The sequence below is a fragment of the Clostridium aceticum genome (assembly GCF_001042715.1).
Lineage (GTDB): Bacteria > Bacillota > Clostridia > Peptostreptococcales > Natronincolaceae > Andreesenella > Andreesenella acetica.
The window spans coordinates 2,951,308-2,974,146 of record NZ_CP009687.1 but is presented as its reverse complement, the minus strand read 5'-3'; the positions used below and the strand labels follow the sequence as shown (position 1 = coordinate 2,974,146).

Genomic DNA, 22,839 nt, shown 5'->3' with positions numbered 1-22,839 from the left:
CAACAACCCAACACCCTTACGTATTTATGTATACGCTGTGGCTGCTGGGTTTTGATTTTATCCGATATTTTTATTATAATAATGCATGAAATACTTGTAAAATAATACGGTTCAGTATATATTAAGTATATATTTTTTATCATATGATGAAACTTTAATAAAAGTAGATGAAGGGAAGTATGGTATAATAAGACAGTAAAAATGTCTAAAATACACTTACTTTAGAAAAGGTGGTAATAAAATGGACTTTAATGAAAAAAGCTTAATCCTACACGAAGAAAAAGTTGGAAAAATTCAGGTAGCCTCTAAGGTAACAATTCAAAACAGAGAAGACTTGAGCTTAGCCTATACCCCTGGCGTAGCAGAACCTTGCAGACAAATTCATAAAAATAAAGAGGATGTATATAAATACACCGCTAAAGGAAACTTAGTTGCAGTCGTTACGGATGGAACGGCGGTTTTAGGTCTGGGGGATATAGGTCCAGAAGCTGCTATGCCTGTTATGGAGGGAAAAGCTATCTTATTTAAAGAGTTTGCGAATGTAGATGCTTTTCCTATCTGTTTAGATACGAAGGATGTAGATGAAATTGTAAAAACTGTAAAAATGATTGCTCCAACCTTCGGTGGAATAAATCTAGAGGATATTAGTGCTCCAAGATGTTTTCAGATTGAAGAAAGACTGAAGGCGGACTTAGATATCCCGATATTTCATGATGATCAACACGGCACGGCTATTGTTACTATAGCTGGTATTATTAATGCCTTAAAATTAACCAATAAAACAATAGAAGATGTTTCTATTGTTATTAATGGTTCTGGAGCTGCAGGAGTGGCTATTGCTAAAATGCTAAAAAACATGAATCCAAAGGATATGTTGTTATGTGATAGTAAAGGAATTGTATATGCTGGGAACCCTGGCAACAACGAGTACAAAGAAGAAGTGGCTCAAATTACTAATAAATACAACAAAAAAGGCACACTGAAGGATGCTATGGTAGATTCGGATATATTTATTGGTGTATCTGCTCCAGAAGTTGTTACAGAGGAGATGGTAAAGAGCATGAAGGAGGATGCTATTATTTTTGCTATGGCAAATCCTATACCAGAGATCATGCCGGATTTAGCTTTGAAGGCAGGGGCAAAGGTGGTTGGTTCCGGCCGTTCAGACTTCCCCAACCAGATCAACAATCTTCTTGCTTTCCCAGGTATTTTTAGAGGAGCATTAGATGTAAGAGCGAGGGAAATTAATGAAGAAATGAAACTAGCAGCAGCTTACGCTATAGCCGATATTATAGATGAAAGCCAACTGAAGGCAGACTACGTCATCCCAGAAGTTTTTGATGTAAGGGTAGTGGATAAGGTGGCGGCAGCAGTATCAAAGGCTGCTAAAGATACAGGGGTAGCCAGCATACAACTATAATAATTGACAGAAGACAGACAAAAAAGCTAAAATCAGTTGTATTGTTAGAATAAAATATATGGAAAGAGGAAAAAAGATGCAGGAGCAGTTTTTACAGCAAGTAAGAAGAAGAAGGACGTTTGCCATTATATCTCACCCGGATGCTGGTAAGACGACTTTAACAGAAAAGTTATTATTATATGGGGGTGCCATACGTCTAGCAGGTTCTGTTAAATCTAGAAGAGCACAAAAACATGCTGTATCAGATTGGATGGAAATTGAAAAGCAAAGAGGAATTTCTGTTACCTCCAGTGTGCTGCAATTTGATTATGATGGATATTGTATTAACATATTAGATACCCCTGGTCACCAAGACTTCAGTGAGGATACCTATAGAACCCTTATGGCAGCAGATAGTGCTGTTATGGTGATTGACTGTGCAAAGGGTGTAGAGGCACAGACAAAAAAGTTATTTGAGGTTTGTAAGATGAGGGGGATTCCAATCTTTACATTTGTGAACAAATTAGACAGAGCTGGTAAAGATCCCTTTGAACTAATGGAGGAGATAGAAAGTGTTCTGGGAATACAGTCTTATCCTATGAACTGGCCTATTGGTACGGATGGTAACTTCAAAGGTGTATATAACCGAACAAAATCACAGATAGAAGTTTTCAATGAAGGTAAGCATGGACAGACCGTTGTTGAATCTGTTGTTGGGGATGTTACAGATGAGGTTTTCAAAGACTTGTTAGGGCAGGGTCTTCATCAACAACTGATGGAGGAAATCGAATTATTAGATGTTGCAGGGGATAATTTTGATTTAAACAAAGTCTTAAAAGGAGAACTGACACCAGTATTCTTTGGTAGTGCTATGACAAACTTTGGTGTTCGTCCTTTCTTGGAAGGCTTTTTAGAGATGACTACTCCGCCAGTAGCTAGAATCAGTAATCAAGGAGAGATAGATCCAGAAACCGATAATTTTACTGGATTTGTCTTTAAAATCCAAGCAAACATGAACCCAGCCCATAGGGATCGAATTGCCTTTATTCGTATTTGCTCTGGAAGGTTTCAAAAAGGGATGACAGTAAATCACGTACGTGCTAAAAAGCCTATCAAATTGGCACAGCCGCAACAGTTTTTAGCACAAGACCGTGTAGTAGTAGAGGAAGCCTATCCTGGAGATATTATAGGTGTACATGATCCAGGAATATTTAATATAGGAGATACACTATGCCAAAGCAATACTAAAGTAGAGTATGAAGGTATCCCTGTATTTGCTCCAGAGCATTTTGCCAGAGTATATGCAAAGGACTCTATGAAAAGAAAACAATTCGTCAAAGGTATCGAACAGATATCAGAAGAAGGAGCTATCCAGGTATTTAAAAGGCCTCATGTAGGTGTCGAGGAACTACTTATAGGGGTGGTAGGAGTTCTCCAATTTGAAGTTCTAGAATATAGACTAGAAAAGGAATATGGCGTAGAAATAAAAATGCAGTCTTTACCCTATAGATTTATCCGCTGGATTCAACAAGAAAATTTTGATTACGATAGATTTAGCCTTACGATGGATAGCGTACTTGCAGAAGATCGAGAAGGAAAGCCTGTTGTTTTATTAGAAAATGAATGGTCTATTCAAAAAGTGGAAGAAAGAAATAAAGGTGTGGTATTGAAGAGTATTTCCACCAAAAATTAAATAAGCTTGTTTTAATATAATAGTGTCTATTAATAAAAGAACACTTCTGTTTGTGACAGAGGTGTTCTTTGTTTTTCTAATAATTTAGAATATTTAAAAATTTTTAATAAAATACCAAATTTTATTATAGTATGATATAATAATCTTACTAATGAATGAAAATTTTAAAAAAAATCAAATTTTATTATTTTCCAATATAAAGGAAATCTATTTTGTAAAAAACCGTGGACCTACGTATTTGGAAATAAGTATGAAAAGGTTTCTATTTACACTATTTGGAAGGAGGAATTGTAAGTTTTCGATCAAAGGCTAAAATTACTTTAATAGGAGGGAAAATTTATGTTAGTAAATCCTGTAGTATTGTCAGTCTTAGTTATGATTGTACTGTGCCTTTTGAAACTTAATGTTATTTTATCTTTAATTATTGCAGCACTGGTTGGTGGGGTGCTGGCAGGTATTCCTATCGGAGAAGTGATGGGTGTGTTAATTGGAGGAATGGGAGGAAACTCTAGTACAGCTTTAAGCTATATTTTATTAGGGGCTTTAGCCGCTGCTGTGCATAAAACAGGTGTTGCAGAAGTACTTGCAAAGAAGATTGTACAGTGGGTAAGAGGAAAAGGAATTATTTTGGTTGTAATTATTGCTGTAGTAAGTTGTTTTTCTCAGAATTTGATTCCCGTGCACATTGCATTTATTCCTATTATGATTCCACCGCTAGTAGCTGTAATGAATCAATTAAAAATTGATAGAAGAGCAGTTGCTACTGCCTTAACTTTTGGTTTAAAGGCACCTTATGTTGCATTACCAGTAGGATATGGATGGATTTTTCATGGAATCATTAGTGCTCAAATGACGGATAATGGTATGGCAGTAGCTCAAGGTGATATATGGAAGGTAATGTGGATTCCAGGAATTTCTATGGTAATAGGATTGTTTATCGCTATTTTTATTACCTACAGAAAAACTAGAGAGTATGAAGTTTTAGATGAAGCTCATGCGGAGGCTGCAGCAGCAGTTGAAGAGAAGGTTAGCATGACAGGAAAGCATTGGGCAGCTTTATTTGGAGCCGTTTCAGCCTTAGTGGTGCAACTAAGCCCATTAGGTTCATTACATCTTGGTGCTATCGTTGGGATTGCTATCATGGTTGTAAGCGGTGCTATTAAGTGGAAAGATATAGACGAGATGATTCATAGTGGTATAGGTATGATGGGCTTTATCGCCTTCGTCATGTTGGTAGCATCAGGCTATGGTGCTGTTATTAGAGAAACTGGCGGAGTAGAAGCATTGGTAACAGCTATTTCTGGCATGATGGGAGGAAGTAAGTTTATCGCAGCTACAGCTATGATATTACTAGGTCTTGTCATAACAATGGGTATTGGTACTTCCTTTGGAACAATACCAATCATTGCAGCAATTTATGTACCTCTAGCAGCTACTATGGGCTTTAGTCCAATGGCTACTGTATTATTAATAGGTACTGCCGCTGCTTTAGGAGACGCAGGTTCTCCAGCTTCTGATAGTACATTAGGACCAACAGCAGGCTTAAATATTGATGGGCAACATGATCATATATGGGATACCTGCGTACCTACATTTATGCACTACAATATACCATTAGTTATATTTGGAATTATTGGTGCAATGATTTTATAGGTAAATCCACTTGGATTTAAATTTTATATGCAAGGTCCACGGTTTAGCCCTCGACTGATTTTTAAGTCGAGGGCTGTAAATATGGCTTATAATATAACAAATCTATCATAGATATTAACTTAATACAAATATTTGTAAAATTTTCTCGAGCTGTCATCCTGAGGGTAGCGAAGGATCTTGAAATAATGAGGAAGGATGACAAATTTATAAAGATATATTTATGCTAAACAGCATTAAGGGGGGGATTAAGATTAGATTAAACTTTGTTAAGGTGAATCCTACAGAAAATATGACGATTTTTATTACAGATCCGCTTCCAAGACATCTATATAAACAGATTGCAAAGAATGTCATGAAGTACGGCAACCTTTGTGCAGAGCAGGTGGGTTTTATAGAAAAACCTTCTTTAGAAAATGGTGAAGGGTGCATGAAGCTACATATGATGGGGGATGAGTTTTGTGCAAATGCCACTAGAGCACTGGCAGCCCTTTTGGTGTATAGACAATATCCTGCAATCAAGCAATTGGAGGGAAAGTACATTGTGCCTTTAGAGGTATCAGGTAGTCAAGATATCATCAAATGTGAAGTAGAAATTACCGAGGAAATAAATCGGTTTATCTCCACAGCCTCCATCCCTTTGCACAAAGGACTATATGATTTTTCTATTGAATTTAAAGGGAAGCTTTTAGAAGGAACTTTAGTAGAGTTTCCAGGAATTCTTCATCTAGTCATCAAGGATCAAGAAATAGACGATAAAGAAGAATTTTTTAGAGAAGTAAAAAACAAATTGTACCACCTAGAATGGGAGGCCCTAGGGGTGATGTTTTATGATGAAGCTGCCTCCTATATGGAGCCGCTGGTGTATGTAAAGGCTACAGACAGCCTGTTTTGGGAACGAGGCTGTGGTTCTGGTACAGCAGCTATTGGTGTAGCGCTTTCACATCAAAAGCAAGGCTCCATAGACATGATGGTTAACCAGCCGGGAGGAAGCTTGCAGATAACTATAAACTTCTTTGAAAATAAAGTGACAAATATCCTTCTCAAAGGATCGGTAGAGATTGTGGCGGAAGGCGTAGTATATACATAAACGTAGATTTTTTTAATAACTCTAAAACCAACAGCTTACATATGTAAATTGTTGGTTTTTTTGTAGGACATATAAAATTATATGGTGCTAATACTTCTAGTTCTAGGTAAGGTATAATTTTTTCAGGCAGCAGATATTTTACCAATTAATATAAATTATCAAAGTGCTGGAGGATTTTCATTTCTTTTAAACCCTCTATATTCTCCACATGGTGATTTCTTACCAAATATAGAACTTGCTCATCTAGCCCTAAATGCAAAAGCAACTGATAGCCTATTTCAGCATGATTATTTTTGTAGTGTAGGGCCTTTTTAAGAAAAGGGGGCAAAATGTTTTCCTTAAGACTGAGTTTTTGAAGGATAACAACAAAGGATTTATTGATTAAGGTTAAATTACTGCCTATCTTACCGATATCATGTAAGAGGGCGGCTTTGATAAGGTTCAGGTGATTTGGTTCCTCTTGATGGCAGCCATAGGCAACATTTAAGCAGTGTCTTTGTTCACCTTTTCGAAGTTGAAAAAACAAGTTCTTTTCTTCAGTACTCAAATATTTGTTTATAAAATTTATATCTTCATCGTAGATTTTAGCGGTTGCACCTTGAAAAAATTGCTTTATTCTATAGATCATCTTCTTTTCTCCTTAGGATTTTTCTATGCTCTACAATATTTTACGATAAAAAGAGAGAAATTAAAATAATAAACTTTTATAATGTAGTATAGACTTAAGTAGTGAGAAGTTTTATAGTATAGTTAGGTAATAGGGACAGAGAAATTAGAAAGAGGTGGTGATAAAATGAAGGTGTTATTTACCTATGATTATGGAAAAGAAAAAATGGACGCTATAGAAAAGCTAGGTTACGATATAATATTACAAAGTGAAAAAGGAATTGTGTATACTGAAGCAATGCAGGATGTAGAGGCGTTGATATGCTATAGTCCTTTTCATACGCTGGATATTGCTAAAATGAAGAAGTTGAAATGGATACAGCTCTCTAGTATCGGCATAGACCAAGTGCCTAAGGACATTGCTAGGAAAAATAAAATTATTGTTACCAATAATAAAGGAGGATATAGCATCCCTATAGGAGAATGGGTAGTACTAAAGATCCTAGAAATCTATAAAAAATCTTCAAAGCTATATCGGCAGCAGCAGCAAAAGCGATGGGAAATGGATACCAGTCTTTTAGAACTCTATAGGAAGCGGATTGGTTTTATTGGTACTGGCAGTATAGCTATAGAGTCTGCTAAACGACTTCAAGGCTTTGAAGCACACATACTAGGTGTAAACACCAAGGGAAGGAAAGTGGAGTATTTCGATAAATGCTATCCTATACATCAGCTAGAGGAAGTGTTAAAGACCTGTGATGTAGTGGTTGTTACTGTCCCTTACACGGAAGAAACCCACCATTTAATAAATAAAGTAAAGTTAGAGATGATGAAGAAGGAAGCTGTTCTTATCAATGTATCTAGAGGCAGCATCATAGATGAAAAAGCTCTTATTCAACATTTGCAAAAGGGAAATCTTCTAGGTGTAGCTCTTGATGTTTTTGAAGAAGAGCCGTTATCTCAGGAAAACCCTTTATGGGAAATGGAGCGTGTACTTGTTACCCCCCATAATTGCTGGATTTCTGAGATGAGAAATGAGAGAAGATTTAGGATTATTTATGAAAATATGAAAAAATTTAAAGAAGAGCTGCCTTTAATCAATCAAGTGGACATCAACAAAGGGTATTAAGTTTTTCCTATTACAAAATCATAGGCGTTAACTTAATACGATTATTACCAAAATTCTCTCGAACTGTTATCCTGAGCGTAGCGAAGAATTTTACTAACACTAAGATCCTTCGATTCCGCTTTGCTCCACTCAGGATGATAAATTATGGCTTAAGTTAATGCTAATGATTACAAAATAAGGTGAAGTGATGAGTAAGAAGATAAAAAAACAGCGATAAACGCTGTTTTTTGTGTGTTTTCTATGCTTTTTTAAATTAACTGAGGTAAGGTATTTGCTCCATAAGGCATTAGATAGGTTTTAAGATTTTCCCCGTGCTTTTTATAAGCGATAGCTAATGCTTCTTCTACAGTTTTAACAACTTTAATATTAGCCCTTTTTACCAAGGCTTCATCCATGTTGGAGACCAAAATCAAAGTAAAGTTTGCTGCTACTTCGCTGACAAAATATCCGATGTACTTAGCAATGGAGAAGTTTTCTCTTAAGGCTTTTTCCCTTTCTAACATTGTATCGTAGTTTTGAATAACCTCTTGTACATCATCATTACCAAATCCCTCTGAACACTCACTTAAAACAATGATAGCACCGCCTTCTCTTGCAGCTTCTTTAGCGTTGATAATAGTCTTGACGGTCTGATATAGGTTAATATCTTTAGGGAATCCACCAGCAGTTGCTATAACTAGATCAGCTTTCTCTTTGATAGAAACACCATCCAACTCTTCTACGATTCGACAACCAGCTTCATGAGCTTCAATGAAATCCCCAGCTACAGCAGCAGCAATCTTGCCATCTGAATTCATAATTACATTAAATAAGAAGGAAGGCTTAACTAAAGATGCCGCCTCTAGCATGTCCTTGTAAAGAGGATTGTTTGCAATATTTCCGCTTCGAACAAAGGGATTGCTGCCTTCTCCTAAAACTGGACTTAAAGATAATGCATGATTTTTCATAATGGTTTCATAGCTGCAGATGCCAGGAAGAACTGATTTTTTTCCTCCACCCCATCCAGCTAGAAGGTGGAATACAATGGCTCCAGTTAAAAAGATATGATCACAATCAAAGGCCATCTTATTGACATGAACAGGTGTACCGAAACTAGTGGTGCCGACATAAGTTAAATTATCTTTATCCCAACAGTCGTGATCGATTACTTCAAATCGGTCTGCCAACTTTTCTCCTAACAATAATCTATGTTCTTCTTTTGTATGTTTTCTATGGGAACCAACAGAGCAAATAAAAAGAATGTCTTTATCTTCAATACCAACTTCTGTTAATGCATCTACCACGTAAGGAAGATAAGTACTCATTTTTTGCCAGGCTCGAGTAATGTCAGAAATAACAATACATACTTTTTCACCAGGTTTTATCATTTCTTTTAAAGGCTCTGTGCCTATAGGATTGTTTAAAGCATCTAAAATAACCTCTTCCTCAGTTTTTGAAAAATCTTTTTCATTATTTTTTATCACATCAAGTAAGTTTCTTTCTGGTATACAAACATCTACTATGCCTTTACCATATTTAATACTAAAAGTATGCATAATTATTCCTCCCCCTAATATAAAAAACAGAATATTTATATACATAATATGTTAGTGCTTTCAGGGAGTTCTGTCAATGATTTTCTCAAGAAAACTCTTTAACATTTCATTTTAAATTAATTTTTTGTAAATATATTCAAAATATAAAAAGCAAGAAGTGTTTTAAAATTTGAAAAAAAACGTTAATAAATACAAGGAAAGTATAACAAAAAAAACTTGGTGACATATAATGATATAGAAAATTGAAAGGAGGAAAAGCATGTATCCTAATTATGGAACACCTAACTATATAGCTCCTATGATGAATATGCAGGTGCCGGGGCCTCCCGCATGTCCCGGAGGAACTGTGTATACTATTCAGCCCGGTGATACAATGTTTCGTATCGCAAATCGCTATGGTATAGACCTGCAGGCATTAATTAGAGCCAACCCACAAATACCTAACCCCAATGTAATTTATGTAGGACAAAGAATATGTATTCCTGCTATTGTAACACCACCGCCTCCACCAGGGGTATTCTGTCCAGATGGAACGATTTATATTGTACAGCGTGGAGACACTATGTTTAATATTGCCAGAAGGTTCGGCGTAACTTTGCAAAAACTAATCGAGGCAAATCCACAAGTTCCTGATCCAAATATTTTAGAAGTTGGCCAAAGAATTTGCATTCCCGTATCAGATGCACCACTTCCAGAGGGTATACGCAGGGTATTATTAAGACCAGAACGTACTGGTATTCTAGGAGCTACTGCTTTTGTGAGTCTGCCTGATGCTACTATTTGGATTAGCACCTTTGGGTTACCAGCCCCATCTACAATCGATCCTAAACTAAAGTGCTATTATGCTTGGGTTGTAAATAGAGGTGCTGATCGCTACTATAGAGTAACGCTAAAGGACAGCGGTGCACAAGATATTATGGTAGGCTATGGAGATACTACTGGAAGCTTTGTAGGTTATGACGAAGTTATTGTTACAGCAGAAGCTACTACATCTGTAGATAAACCAACTGGTCCAGTTGTATTAAGAGGAAACATTACCCCATAAGAGTTAGAGAAAAATCCTGTAATCGATAAATTGGTTACAGGATTTTAAAATTTATTAGCAATCTAAATTCATTTTGAAAAGCATATATAGTATAATAGAGTAGAGAGAAAATAATTCTAAGTTATGAGTAATGAGAAAGATAAAGTTACCAACATAATAGAAAGGGGTACATACCGGATGGAAAAAGAAAATACTATGATCTGTGTAACCCAACAAAAAACCTGCGAAAGATTGATAAAAGCTGGTGTGCAAATAAAAGAAAAGTACGGAGGAGGAATTTTTGTCGTTCATGTAGCACCTATAGGGTGGAATATACTAGGGAATTCTAAAGAAGGAGAAGCTTTAGACTATCTATTTGATATTTCCAAAGAAGTAGGGGCGGATATGACAGTGTTGCGTTCTGCAGAAGTGGTGAAAACGATTATTGATTTTTGTCAAAAACATAATATAAAGACGATTGTTTTGGGGGAATCGAAGGAAAAATCTACTGAAAATAATATTATTACGAAACTAAGCAAGAAGATATCTAACGAGGTGGACTTAAAAATAATATCTACTGATTGATAAAGTGAAATAGAGGTTTCTCATAGAAATCTCTATTTCACTTTAGAGATCTATGGTGAGAAGTGTATAACTTTGTTTTGCATGGTAAATAAAAAGATAGTAAATTGGTTTTACTAATAAACTGAAATAGATAGCAAGATAAATCAAAAGCAAAAAAGGAAGGATAGAAATGGAGAAAGATATTTTTATATATAGAACTTATTCCGATTATCTCAAAGAAAAATATGGAGAAAAAGTATATAAATTACCCGTGAATTTACCTTTGACCTGTCCTAATAGAGATGGAAGGTTAGGGAGAGGAGGTTGCAGTTTTTGTGCAGAAGTAGGTACTGGTTTTGAGAACCTTCCTAACTATTATACAGTATCACAACAGTTGGAGAGTAACAAAAAAGTCATTGAGAAGAAATATAAAGCCAAAAAATTTATTGCATACTTTCAAAACTTCACCAATACTTATCTTCCTTTAGAGGACTTTAAGAACTACATTCAACAGGCAATATTAGAGGATATTGTAGAAATAGCCATCTCTACAAGACCCGATTGTATTGATGAAGAATACTTGATATTTTTAAAAGAAATCAAGGACCGACATGGTATAGAAATTTCTATAGAGTTAGGTCTTCAAACCGTCAATTACCATAGTTTAAATCGAATCAACAGAGGGCATACCTTAGCTGAGTTTATTGATGCTGTTTTTTACATACGAAAGTATGGGTTTGAAATATGTACCCACTTAATATTGAATTTACCGTGGGACCAAGAAGAAGACGTTATAGAAAATGCAAAAATTATTTCAGCCTTGAGAATACAACAGGTAAAGTTACATGCTTTATATTTAGTAGAAGGAACAATCATGGGTGATATGTATAAAAGAGGAGAATTTAAGATTATTTCTGTAGAGGAATATCAAGAAAGAGTGATGACCTTCTTAGAATATCTAAGTCCGAATATTATTGTGCAGCGATTAATAGGCAGAGCCCCAGAAGAAAATAGTGTTTTCGTAAACTGGAATAGGAGTTGGTGGAAGATCAGAGATGAGATTCATGAAATGATGGCAAAGGACAATCGCTATCAAGGTAAAAGAGCAAACTATTTAGGGGGAAAAGCCTTAAGCCATAATTAACTAGAAACTTCCAAAGAAAAAAGTTTAAAATGATGCAGGAAAATGTCAGAATTGATAGAATATTTAATGGTGAAAGAAAAATTTTGGCTGGAGGAAGGCAAGGAGGTTTCAAGGGTGATAAAATTAATTTTAGGCAGTAAAGGTAATGGTAAAACTAGAACATTAATTCAAGATGCAAACGATTCTGTAAAAAAGACGAAGGGACATATTGTTTTTATTGATACAGATAATAGTCATATGTTTCAAATAGATTATAAGATAAGATTTATGCCACTAAAAGATTACAAAGTTAGGAATGAAGAGACCTTTTATGGTTTTCTTTGCGGAATTATAGCTTCAAACTATGATGTTGAAAGTATATATATAGATGACTTACCCAAAATTACGGGGAAAACATTAGAAGAGATGGAGGACTTTTTTACGAATCTCAGTATATTAGAATTGAAGTATAATGTGAGTTTTATTTTTACTATTACTGCTACAGAGGAAAACCTACCTGATTTTTTGAAAAAGTATATTATTCAAAATATCTAATAAAATCATAGGGCAGCTTAACTGCTCTATAATTTTGCCTTTAATGCCCCAAGAAGGAGTATAAAGTGTATAAAGATTAGGTATAAGGAAAAAAATACAGTATTACTATAATAGAAAAGCTTTTTGGATGTATAAATAAATTAAAAAAACCATCAAATAATGATATAATAGATAAGATGTATGTGATTTCAACTGTGGAAAAGTTTTGGCATAGTGGGGTGTGATGGATTATGGATATGGAAAATATAGAATGGAAGAAGTTTTTAATTCCCTATGAACACGCAGTAGAGGAACTGAAGGTAAAGTTTAAAAGTATCAGAAACGAACTTCGTACTATTGGTGAATATTCGCCGATAGAGTTTGTGACTGGTAGAGTTAAAAAGGTATCTAGTATTTTAGAAAAAGCCAAAAAGTTAAATGTAAATTCTGAAGAAATTTCCGAACAAATAGAGGACATTGCCGGCATCAGAATTATGTGTCAGTTTGTTGAAGATATTTATACTGTTGTAGATTATATAAGAGATCGCGATGGAGAAGATTTAGAAATTGTTTTAGAAAAGGATTATATAACACATTTTAAAGATAGTGGTTATCGAAGTTATCATGTGGTGATTAAATATCCTATACATACGGCATTAGGACCTAAAAATATATTAGCAGAAATACAAATTAGAACTTTGGCAATGAACTTTTGGGCAATTATTGAACATTCTTTAAAATACAAGTATAAACAACAAATTCCTAATCATATTGAAGATAGATTGAAAAAAGCTTCAGATGCCGCTTTTAAACTAGATCAAGAAATGTCTGAAATACGTCATGAGATTAGACAGGCTCAAAAGTTTTTTGAGGTTCGATCCAATATCGTTTCTAGTATCTTACAAAGTGTTCAAACGCTATATCTTTCAGGCAGAATCAAAGAAGCTAATGAATTCCAAGAAAGGTTTAATAGGCTTTGGGAAAAGGGAGATACTATGGAATTAAAGATACTACACAAAGAAATCAACAAACTAACACAGAAATATGAGCCTTGCGAGTAAGAATTTAAAGAATTTGAAGATAGGTGATAAGATGGCTTTATATGCAATAGGAGACCTGCATTTGAGTAGCAAAGTTGATAAACCAATGGATATTTTTGGACCTCAATGGACCATGCACCATGAAAAGATTAGAGAGGATTGGTGTAAGAAGGTAAAAAGTGAAGATACAGTACTGATTCCCGGAGATATTTCTTGGGGGATGAATATGGAAGAGGCGATGGAGGATTTAAATTGGATTGAGACTTTGCCAGGAGAAAAAATTTTATTAAAAGGAAATCATGATTATTGGTGGGGTTCTATAAAGAAACTCAATAATACTTTTAAGACGTTGAAATTTTTGCAAAATAATTTTTTTGCCTATGAAGATTATGCTATATGTGGAACGAGGGGGTGGAGTTCACCCAATAGTAATAAGTTTACTCAACAAGACGAAAAAATTTATCATAGAGAAGTTCATCGTTTAAAACTTTCTTTAGAGGGTGCTAAGAAGTCTGGATATACAAAAATCATTTGTATGTTACATTACCCTCCTACAAATGAGCAGCATGAGCCCTCTTTATTTACAGAAATATGTGAGGAATACAACGTACATATGGTAATCTACGGTCATTTACATGGAGAAGAATTCTATGATACAGGGATTAAAGGATTGTATAATGGAATACACTATCATTTAGTATCCTGTGATTATTTAAAATTTCAGTTATATAAAATTTTTTAAAGATAAAATAGCAGCCTTTAAAAGGCCGCCATTTTATCTTTTTTTAAAATACTTATATTTTTATATACAGCTTAGTTCTTTCACCTAAAGCTATCTTTTAGGTATGCTAAAAGCCATAATTTTTATAGAAAGTTATTGCAACCAAGGACGTTGGCAATTTTATGACGAACCATTTCTTTAATAGCCGATCTACCCCCTTCTAGATATTTACGGGGATCAAAGTTATTAGGGTTTTCTGTAAGACTTTTACGTATAGCTGCTGTCATAGCTAGACGTAAATCAGTATCAATATTGATTTTGCAAACACCCATGGAGGCTGCTTTGCGAAGCATTTCTTCTGGAACTCCTTGAGCTCCTGGTATGTCGCCTCCATACTTATTACATAGCTCTACAAACTCTGGCAATACTGTAGAAGCACCATGAAGTACTAATGGGAAACCAGGCAATAACCCTGCAATTGTTTGTAGTCTTTCAAAATCTAGGTTTGGCTCACCTTTAAATTTATAAGCACCGTGGCTGGTACCAATGGCAATAGCCAGAGAATCTACTCCTGTCTTTTCAACAAATTCTGCCGCCTGCTGAGGATCAGTGAAGGCAGCGTCTGCAGCACTAACATTGACAGCATCTTCAATACCAGCCAATCGGCCTAATTCTGCTTCTACTACTACTCCTCTATCATGGGCATATTCTACCACTTGTTTTGTAATAGCGATATTTTCTTCAAAGGGATGATGAGATGCATCAATCATAACAGAAGTAAAACCGTCATCAATACATTGTTTGCATATTTCGAAACTTTCACCATGATCTAAGTGTAAAACGATAGGTAGGCCTGAATCCTCTATAGCTGCTTGAACCAAATGCTTTAAATATATTGGATTAGCATACTTTCTAGCACCAGCGGATACCTGTAGAATAAGAGGGGCTTTTTCTTCCTTAGCAGCATCAACGATACCCTGGATGATTTCCATATTGTTTACATTGAAGGCACCGATGGCAAATTTACCATCATAGGCCTTAGAAAATAATTCTTTACTAGTAACTAATGGCATATTTAATTCCTCCTAAATATTAATTTATTTATAGTGTTAATGACTAGTTATAGATAAGTAAACTCCTTTTAGTATGCTTAAATATAGGGAATGTTAAATAAGGAGATTTATCTAAGTTATGTAAAATTTTCTAATGATCAACTAGATTGTATCACAAGGTTTTTAATATCGTCAATCCTAAGAAAAAACTGACAGATAATTATATTTATATAATCCTTAAATTAATCAAATAATACTACTTATATACATATACTTATAAAACAAATATAATACAAAACTTTTTCATTTACAGTTATTTTTACACAAGTTATAATAAGATATGTAGAAGCATGATCTATAGTCATAAGTTTTTTGTGATTTGCACTAGGAATTTTAGGTAAAATGCAGTAAAATATTATTAAGAGTCGAATATAATCAGCTTAAAAGGGTTTTATTTAGTTCTTAAAATCCAGAGGAATAGAGGTGGAAGAAGGGTGAAGGTAAAGGCACATATACCCAATATGTTTACTTTTTTTAACTTAACTCTAGGGATCCTAGCAATTGTTAGTATAATAAATGAATCCTATACTGTTTCAGCATTATTAATTTTAGTAGCAGCATTTACAGATCGCTTAGATGGACAGTTAGCAAGAAAGTTAGATGTTGAGAGTGAATTAGGAAAAGAACTAGACTCCTTATGTGATTTAATTTCCTTTGGGGTTGCACCAGCAGTGTTAATATGGAGTTTTCATTTAGCAAAGTTTGGTATTATAGGGATACTAATCATGGTAATTTTTGCTATATCAGGGGCTTATAGATTAGCACGTTATAATATCATGGAGTTTGAAGGTGTTTATATGGGAATCCCTATCACTATGTGTGGAGGGATATTGGCCCTCGTCACTTTATATTCTATTAATTATCCGACGAGCGTATACTTTATAGGAATGATGACGTTATTTTTATCATATTCTATGATAAGTAAGAAAATTAAATTAAAGAAAAGATAAAGGCTCCTTTACTAGGAGCCTTTTCGTTACAGTACTTACATTATGTTCAGTAGAGGGTGTTCAGCGTGAAGTATGTGGAAGGTGAAAATATATTTGAAAAGTTTTTTCAGCAAAGACAAAGTTTAATAGACCAGTTTAGAAAAGGTGATATAAACAAGAGGGAATATATAGAAGAGGGTTATGCTTATATAAAACAGATGAATATCCAACCCTTTAAACGGGTAGATAACTTTAATAAGGCGATTTACAACTATCAATACTATAATAGCATGGCCAAGTATTGTTATTTGAAGGCGAAGGAAATAAAAAAGTACGACAAGCATCCTGAAATGCACAAGGATTACTTGGACAAAGTAAACTATTATTATCATAAAAAGGATCAAAGTACTTTAAAGGCAGTAGAGTTATTAGATTTTTATGATGTTGAGGCTTATTATATTAAGGTAACTTCTTCACATTTAAAAGAAAACTTGTTTGAAGTAGTTTTTAAAGATTATGAGCATATTATATTACATTCAAGAAATCCAGGTCTTTTAAATAGATTGCAGGAGGAGGGGGTATTTAAAGAAGGCATTAGAACTTCCCTAATAGAAAGCTATATTAATGCAAAATATTAAAAGGATATAGAAAATAAGGAGGGATATCATGTATAAAATTGTTACTGCTGACAAATTTCTTTGGGAGGGAATTAATCTAGAAGGAAAGACTATTTTAGAAGGAGGGACTAGCTGGGGAAATACTACTAGGCTCATTGCTAAAAAGGTGTCTGAAAACAAATGGAACACTGAATTGATTTCCGTTGATATTGATGACCGTCACTTTAATGAAATTGAAGAGGATATTCAACCTATTTTTAAAAAGTTAACCTTAAGAAGAGGAGATTTAAGTGACTTGTATTTTGTCCCTTCCAATTCCATTGATGTAGTTATCTGTAATTATACACTTTCTTCCGTAGAACAGTTTCCTCTGCGGGTCATGAAAACCTTAAAAGAACTTTATAGGGTTTTAAAGACAGGAGGTCAATTGCTGATCACAGAAGAAATGCCTATCTGGTCGGTGGATAGCAAGGAGTATACCTATTGGTCTCAAAGACTTAGGATCATAAAAAGTATTAGCATATTGAAGGCAATGGCTGCTTTTAATGAAATACATCCCAGTGATTTAGAAGAGGGATTAAGCATTGTAGGATTTAAAGATATTCATTGGAGGGAATTCAATGAAAAAATTAATGCTGAAATGGCAGTAAAGTTTTTAGATAAGAAAAAACAAACTCTAATCAAAGGTTCTAATGATTTGGAAAATGAAAACTTGACAAAGGGTTTTGTGGAATTGACGGAACAGTTGGTAAAGAAGTTTGAAGAAACAAAGGAATTTTTAGCCCCTGCCTATATATTAAAGGCAAATAAATGATAAATTTTTGATTATATTCCAAACTTAGGCTATAATATAGTGACGGTTAGTTGTACCGATCACTATATTTTTTGTTTTGATGACATAAACTAAGGATATGGATTAAAACTTCAATGAAAAGTAATGGGAGTGAAAAGATGCTAAAGAGAAAAGAAATTGTAGAATTTAAAATAGAAGATAGTGAGTTTGGCGGCAAAGGTTATGGTTATGTAGGGGATGTAAAAGTTACTGTAAAACATGGTATACCAGGTCAATTGGTAAGAGCTGCTATCAAGAAAATAAAAAAGAAGCAGGCAGAAGCTCAGGTTTTAGAAATACTAGAGAACTCTCCATTAGAGGATCAATCTCCTTGCCAGCATTTTGGAAACTGCGGTGGATGTTTTCAACAGACAGTAGCCTATGAGGAACAACTACTATTGAAAGAAAAGCAAGTAAAAAGACTTTTTGAAGAGTTTGCTATCAAAAATTATACGTGGTTAGGTATAGAAGGCAGTCCTACAGCTTTTGATTATAGGAATAAAATGGAGTTTTCCTTTGGGGATGAGGAAAAGGGGGGACCTTTGACTCTAGGGATGCACAAAAGAGGGAGACATTACGACATTGTCACAGTAGATGCCTGTCTGATTATGGATGAGGATTTTAGAAAGTTATTAACAACAATCCTAGATTATTTTAAAGAAAAGGGTTTGTCCTATTATAATACTCGAAGACATGAAGGGTATTTGAGACATTTGGTGATAAGAAAAGCTCATTTTACAGGGGAAATCCTAATAAACTTGGTAACGACGACACAGAGTCAAATAAATATACAGGACTTGGTGGAAAAATTATTGGCATTAGAATTACGTGGAGGTATTGTAGGCTTTTTACATACCTTCAATGATAACCTTGCTGACATTGTTCAAAGTGATAAAACCGATATCTTATATGGTAGGGACTATGTAGTAGAAGAACTTTTAGGATTGAAATTTAAAATATCTGCCTTTTCCTTCTTTCAAACCAATTCTCAAGGAGCAGAAAAACTCTATTCTATCGTAAGAGACTTTGTGGGAGAAGCCAAAGGTCAAGTTGTATTTGATCTTTATTGTGGTACGGGTACCATAGGACAAATCGTAGCTCCTAATGCAGAAAAAGTAGTAGGGATTGAAATCATAGAAGAAGCTGTAGAGGCAGCTAGGGAAAATGCTAATTCAAACAACTTAAACAATTGTAGTTTTATCGCAGGAGATGTAAAAGAAGAAGTAAAAAAATTAAAAGAAAAACCAGACATCATCATCATAGACCCACCAAGAGCAGGAATCCATCCCCAGGCACTGAAGGATATTATCAGTTTTGATGCAGAAAAAATCGTCTATGTATCTTGCAATCCTAAAACATTAGTTAGGGATTTAGTAGAACTAGAAGCCAGCGGTTATCAGGTAGATAAGGCGCAGTTGATGGATATGTTTCCGCATACACCGCATGTTGAGACGGTTGTTCTTTTGTCCAGAAAAAATCCAGACGATAGAATTGAGATTGACATAGATCTTGATGAGCTTGATATTACTAGTGCTGAAAGCAAAGCTACCTATGAAGAAATAAAGGATTATGTTTTAAAAAATCATAGTATGAAAGTATCCAGTCTATATATTTCACAAGTAAAAAGGAAATTAGGTATAGAGATGGGCATAAACTATAATCTTCCAAAATCAAAAGATGTACGTGTGCCACAATGTCCACCAGAAAAGGGAAGGTTCATAACTGAAGCATTAAATCATTTTAGGATGGTATGAACACAAGATAATAGGGTTAATTCACATTATATAAGATGGAGCTACAGAAATGTGGCTCATTTATTTTGCTAAAAACTATAATAAATGGAAGTCACTAAAGTCATGTTATGCACTTTATGATTGAAAGGTTATAGGTTTATTGGTATAATTTTGATATAAATACTTAACATTGCAAATACTTGTTGATTAATAAATTGTCATTGAAAAATAACAGGTATTGTATGGAATCATTTAAAGAAAAAACTACATTGAGATGTAGAACTAAAATATCGGAGGATTAAAAATATGAGGCTTTATAAATACTTGTTGATTTCAAATGATCTCATTGAGAATATTGATAATGAAATTAATACTATTGCAGAATTAAAAAACATAAATGAAAGCAAATATACAGTCCTATATCCTTATTATAGACAAGAACTCAATGCAGAAGAGCAAGAGGAAGAAGAAAGATTTAGAAAGAATAGACGTAGTATTACTGAATCTAGCTTATTTAATGTAAAAGAAGAAAAGATAAAAGAAATTGAAAAGAAAGCTTATTATTATTGGTATGAAAAACTTACTGAAAAATCAAAAGGCTGGGCAGTATTAGTGAAAGATGTTGAAGATTTTACTAAATATGCCGTTGAATATTATTTAGAAGTAGTTAGTAAGTCTAAGTTTATTATGAAGGTATTCAATGTTGATAAAAACGAAGATGCAGATAATTACATGAATAACAAAAAAGTAAAGCTAGAGGAGCCATTTGATTATAATTATGAGTTTATAGGAGATAAAGAATTACATAGAGTAAATAATCCAATATATAGATTAAAATCATTCTTTAACAGTGAAGAGATATGGTTTATGGGATTTAATTATCCTAATTTTAGTGATATGGATATTGATAAAGATAAATATACAGCAGTAGTGGTATTAGACGAGGAAGGTGTAAAAGCAGCTAGAAATTTAGCTCTTAATACAGGTGGAAGTAGTTGGAGCGTAACAAGTAAAAGTGGTTACGTTAAAGATGAAAGTATAGTTGACCAATTATTTGAAGAAGATGCATTAGAGCTAAAGGCAAAAGCAGCTATATATGAGAATTGGGACGAGAAAATAAGGATACACCCAAGTGGGAACCTATCATTATATTATAAGAATAATAACAAGGGCAGTTATATAAAGCTTGGTGATTTATTAACAGGAAACACAGGAATAGCTAAAGAATCAGTTAATAAAGGGCACACGTTTGATTATAGAAAAATTGCATTGGACTTATATACTGATGTAGATAAAAAAGCAAGGAAAAGTTTAGAAAAAACAATTGGAATAATTAGAGGGCAAAACTTTGAGTACGGTTTAATGGGGGCATCAACTAATGTTAAGGATATTTTAAACAATACAAATAATAGCCCTAAATCAATGAATGCAGTAATTGTAATAGAAACACCATCAGAATTGAAAGAATTATATGACCATCTAACATCAGACATTTATAAAGCAGTATTATAGTGTGTGATATTAATAATTAAACATATTAGAATTGAGTCTAACTTTTGTTAGGCTCTTTTTTATACCCAACAGTCATGAACATCCTGTGTGTATTCGTGGTGTAAGTTAAAAAACTTAAGAAAGTTGATTTTATACCCAACAGATGAAAAGTACATGTAGCTATCAACTTTATAAGTTAAATAACTTAACACAAATTTAAGGAGGATACGTACATGAAAGGTTTAAAGGAATTTACGGAAAAAGCATTAACGGAGGTAATGGAGAGCAATGGATATATAACAGAGAGCAGTAATACTGGAAACGGAGAGACAGGTAATATTAATCAAACACCTGAAGACATTATGAATGGAAGTTTAAAATTTGACTTCTATTTTAAAGAAGGTTCAGAAGATGGAGCAGTATACTTTGATGTAAGCTTCAAGAGAGGTAGAAAAATAATCAGAAAAAAAGATTATAATATGCAAACAGCCTCAAAGCTACTTAGGGAACTTAACGCAGCAGGTTATTTACTTGGACAAGCGAACTGTGAGAAATTTAAAAACTGGATTAATGTTCAAATAAGACAGGAACATAAATTCATTAAAAAACATTGTAACATTGGATGGGATAGTATAGAAACGGATGACGGTAAAATTGAGCAAGAGATAAGATTACAAGATATATATACAAAGGATGGATCGCTTGGATCAGAATATTGTGGGGAATTAAAAGATAAGATTGCTAAGAAAGGTACATTAGAAAGCTATGTAGAAGGTATTAGAGAGCTTGTAGTAGACAATCCAAAATTAGAGACAGCATTGATAACAGGATTTACTGGGTTTATAACTCAAGCATTGGAAATTGAAAAGATAAAAGAATGTAATATAGTTTTAAATTATACAGGCAAGACATCTAAGGGTAAAACGACTACAAGTAAATTAGCTTTAACACCTTTTGGTAATCCTCAAGATTTAATAAGGAACTTTAATGAGACAAAGGCAAGTTCAGAACTATCTATGGTAAGCTACGGAATAATTCCTTATATTATGGATGATAAGATAGCAGGATATGATGTTAATCAGAAGTCAGATAAGAATAAACTTATAGATGAAATTATGGCTTTATCACATAGAGATGTTAAACATAGATGTCATGATAAGGAAGATAAGAAATACTGTTGTCCTATAGTAATGAGCACAGAAGAAAGCATTGCAGATGCCATTTCAGATACTACTAAGAAAGGTGCTTACTATAGGTTTATAGAGATAGAGTGTAATAATGATCTTACTGACAGTGGTGAACATGCAGAACAATTAGATGAATTCATGGATACCAATTATGGAGAAGCTGGAGAAGAGTTTGCTAAATATATAATAGGTAGATATAATACCAAGACATTAGTAGATGAATACTTAGCTACTGTAAGAGTTATACGCAATAAAAAGGGTATTAATCATCGTGCAGCAAAGAGAATGGCAGTAATTATATTTACAGCACAGCTAGTAAATGAGTGTTTTGATTTAAACATAGATATTGATAAACTACTTGAGATGTTAAATCAACAAATAAATAAGGCATTTGAGAAGTCAAATAAAGTGCTTGTAGAGTTAAAGAGATTACATGAATATATAAATGGTAATCAAAGGTACTTTAAGACTCTGAAAGAGTTTAAAAGGGCAGAGTGCCTTGGCATATATGATTATGAGTCTACTAATAAATCAAAGCAGTTAATAATTGAGACAGCAGCATTTAATCATATTATAAATGACGGTACACCAGATAGATATTTCGACTTTATTAATAGAATGAATGATGCTGAAGGTAGTGCAGGGGATATCGGCATTGGAAGTAATAAAGGAACAAAACTTATTAAGGCATGGAAAGCTGAAGGATATATATTATCTGGTGGAAGTCATGGAATTACAAGCAAGAATACATCAGGAATAAAATTAGATGGTAAGCAAAGACAAGTGTATATAATTGATTTCAAGGCTTTAGAGGACATTTAAGTAGTAAA

General features: G+C 33.9%; 20 protein-coding genes. 17 read left to right on the top strand and 3 right to left on the bottom strand.

Annotation, left to right across the window (positions count from 1 at the left end; translation table 11 throughout):
- Positions 1-241 precede the first annotated feature (241 nt).
- From CACET_RS13760 to CACET_RS13745, 4 genes are all read left to right on the top strand, one after another.
- Entirely contained in the window at positions 242-1,420 is a 1,179-nt protein-coding gene (locus CACET_RS13760; protein WP_044825282.1) for an NAD(P)-dependent malic enzyme, read from the top strand.
- 58 nt (positions 1,421-1,478) lie between these two features.
- On the top strand, positions 1,479-3,092 hold the full coding sequence (locus CACET_RS13755; RefSeq protein ID WP_242849911.1) for a peptide chain release factor 3: 1,614 nt from the start codon (positions 1,479-1,481) through the stop codon (positions 3,090-3,092).
- A 339-nt stretch (positions 3,093-3,431) separates the two neighbouring features.
- Positions 3,432-4,745: a Na+/H+ antiporter family protein gene (locus CACET_RS13750; RefSeq protein WP_044825280.1), complete on the top strand. Its 1,314-nt coding sequence runs from the start codon at positions 3,432-3,434 to the stop codon at positions 4,743-4,745.
- A 220-nt stretch (positions 4,746-4,965) separates the two neighbouring features.
- On the top strand, positions 4,966-5,832 hold the full coding sequence (locus CACET_RS13745; protein WP_052661478.1) for a histidine racemase CntK family protein: 867 nt from the start codon (positions 4,966-4,968) through the stop codon (positions 5,830-5,832).
- 145 nt (positions 5,833-5,977) lie between these two features.
- On the opposite strand, the gene CACET_RS13740 is transcribed toward CACET_RS13745, so the two are convergent.
- On the bottom strand, positions 5,978-6,460 hold the full coding sequence (locus tag CACET_RS13740) for an HD domain-containing protein (RefSeq protein WP_044825279.1): 483 nt from the start codon (positions 6,458-6,460) through the stop codon (positions 5,978-5,980).
- Between the two features lie 165 nt (positions 6,461-6,625).
- Between CACET_RS13740 and CACET_RS13735 the strand changes: the two genes are divergently transcribed.
- Positions 6,626-7,567 carry a phosphoglycerate dehydrogenase gene (locus tag CACET_RS13735; protein WP_044825278.1) on the top strand — a complete coding sequence of 314 codons (942 nt, stop codon included), beginning with the start codon at positions 6,626-6,628 and terminating at the stop codon, positions 7,565-7,567.
- 248 nt (positions 7,568-7,815) lie between these two features.
- Here CACET_RS13735 and CACET_RS13730 read toward each other — a convergent pair whose 3' ends face one another.
- Positions 7,816-9,102, bottom strand: coding sequence for a lactate racemase domain-containing protein (locus tag CACET_RS13730; protein WP_044825277.1), 1,287 nt, complete (start codon positions 9,100-9,102; stop codon positions 7,816-7,818).
- Between the two features lie 259 nt (positions 9,103-9,361).
- Between CACET_RS13730 and safA the strand changes: the two genes are divergently transcribed.
- The 6 genes from safA (at position 9,362) to CACET_RS13700 (ending at position 14,129) form a co-directional block, all read left to right on the top strand.
- Complete coding sequence (gene safA, locus CACET_RS19925; RefSeq protein ID WP_201774951.1) at positions 9,362-10,147, top strand: SafA/ExsA family spore coat assembly protein; 786 nt, start codon at positions 9,362-9,364, stop codon at positions 10,145-10,147.
- A 177-nt stretch (positions 10,148-10,324) separates the two neighbouring features.
- Positions 10,325-10,711 carry an adenine nucleotide alpha hydrolase family protein gene (locus tag CACET_RS13720; RefSeq protein WP_044825276.1) on the top strand — a complete coding sequence of 129 codons (387 nt, stop codon included), beginning with the start codon at positions 10,325-10,327 and terminating at the stop codon, positions 10,709-10,711.
- Positions 10,712-10,880: 169 nt separating this feature from the next.
- A complete protein-coding gene (gene mnmL, locus CACET_RS13715) occupies positions 10,881-11,834 on the top strand; it encodes a tRNA modification radical SAM protein MnmL/YtqA (RefSeq protein ID WP_044825275.1) in 954 nt (317 codons plus the stop codon).
- A gap of 114 nt (positions 11,835-11,948) precedes the next feature.
- Positions 11,949-12,368 (top strand): hypothetical protein, encoded by a 420-nt coding sequence (locus CACET_RS13710; protein ID WP_044825318.1) that lies wholly within the window; start codon positions 11,949-11,951, stop codon positions 12,366-12,368.
- Positions 12,369-12,604: 236 nt separating this feature from the next.
- Complete coding sequence (yjbM, locus tag CACET_RS13705) at positions 12,605-13,408, top strand: GTP diphosphokinase (protein WP_044825317.1); 804 nt, start codon at positions 12,605-12,607, stop codon at positions 13,406-13,408.
- Between the two features lie 31 nt (positions 13,409-13,439).
- Complete coding sequence (locus CACET_RS13700) at positions 13,440-14,129, top strand: metallophosphoesterase (protein ID WP_044825274.1); 690 nt, start codon at positions 13,440-13,442, stop codon at positions 14,127-14,129.
- A 122-nt stretch (positions 14,130-14,251) separates the two neighbouring features.
- On the opposite strand, the gene fba is transcribed toward CACET_RS13700, so the two are convergent.
- On the bottom strand, positions 14,252-15,181 hold the full coding sequence (fba, locus tag CACET_RS13695) for a class II fructose-1,6-bisphosphate aldolase (RefSeq protein WP_044825273.1): 930 nt from the start codon (positions 15,179-15,181) through the stop codon (positions 14,252-14,254).
- Between the two features lie 473 nt (positions 15,182-15,654).
- On the opposite strand from fba, the gene pssA reads away from it, so the two are divergent.
- The 6 genes from pssA (at position 15,655) to CACET_RS13665 (ending at position 22,831) form a co-directional block, all read left to right on the top strand.
- The gene (gene pssA, locus CACET_RS13690; protein WP_242846939.1) at positions 15,655-16,170 is read left to right on the top strand and encodes a CDP-diacylglycerol--serine O-phosphatidyltransferase; all 516 of its coding nucleotides are present in this window, start codon (positions 15,655-15,657) and stop codon (positions 16,168-16,170) included.
- A 65-nt stretch (positions 16,171-16,235) separates the two neighbouring features.
- Positions 16,236-16,787, top strand: a complete 552-nt coding sequence (locus tag CACET_RS13685; protein ID WP_052661476.1) for a DUF6648 family protein — start codon at positions 16,236-16,238, stop codon at positions 16,785-16,787.
- A 28-nt stretch (positions 16,788-16,815) separates the two neighbouring features.
- Positions 16,816-17,580, top strand: a complete 765-nt coding sequence (locus tag CACET_RS13680) for a class I SAM-dependent methyltransferase (protein WP_044825271.1) — start codon at positions 16,816-16,818, stop codon at positions 17,578-17,580.
- A 113-nt stretch (positions 17,581-17,693) separates the two neighbouring features.
- A complete protein-coding gene (gene rlmD, locus CACET_RS13675; RefSeq protein WP_242849910.1) occupies positions 17,694-19,352 on the top strand; it encodes a 23S rRNA (uracil(1939)-C(5))-methyltransferase RlmD in 1,659 nt (552 codons plus the stop codon).
- Between the two features lie 285 nt (positions 19,353-19,637).
- Positions 19,638-20,843, top strand: a complete 1,206-nt coding sequence (locus CACET_RS13670; protein ID WP_044825269.1) for a hypothetical protein — start codon at positions 19,638-19,640, stop codon at positions 20,841-20,843.
- A 212-nt stretch (positions 20,844-21,055) separates the two neighbouring features.
- Entirely contained in the window at positions 21,056-22,831 is a 1,776-nt protein-coding gene (locus tag CACET_RS13665) for a DUF927 domain-containing protein (protein ID WP_044825268.1), read from the top strand.
- Positions 22,832-22,839 lie beyond the last annotated feature (8 nt).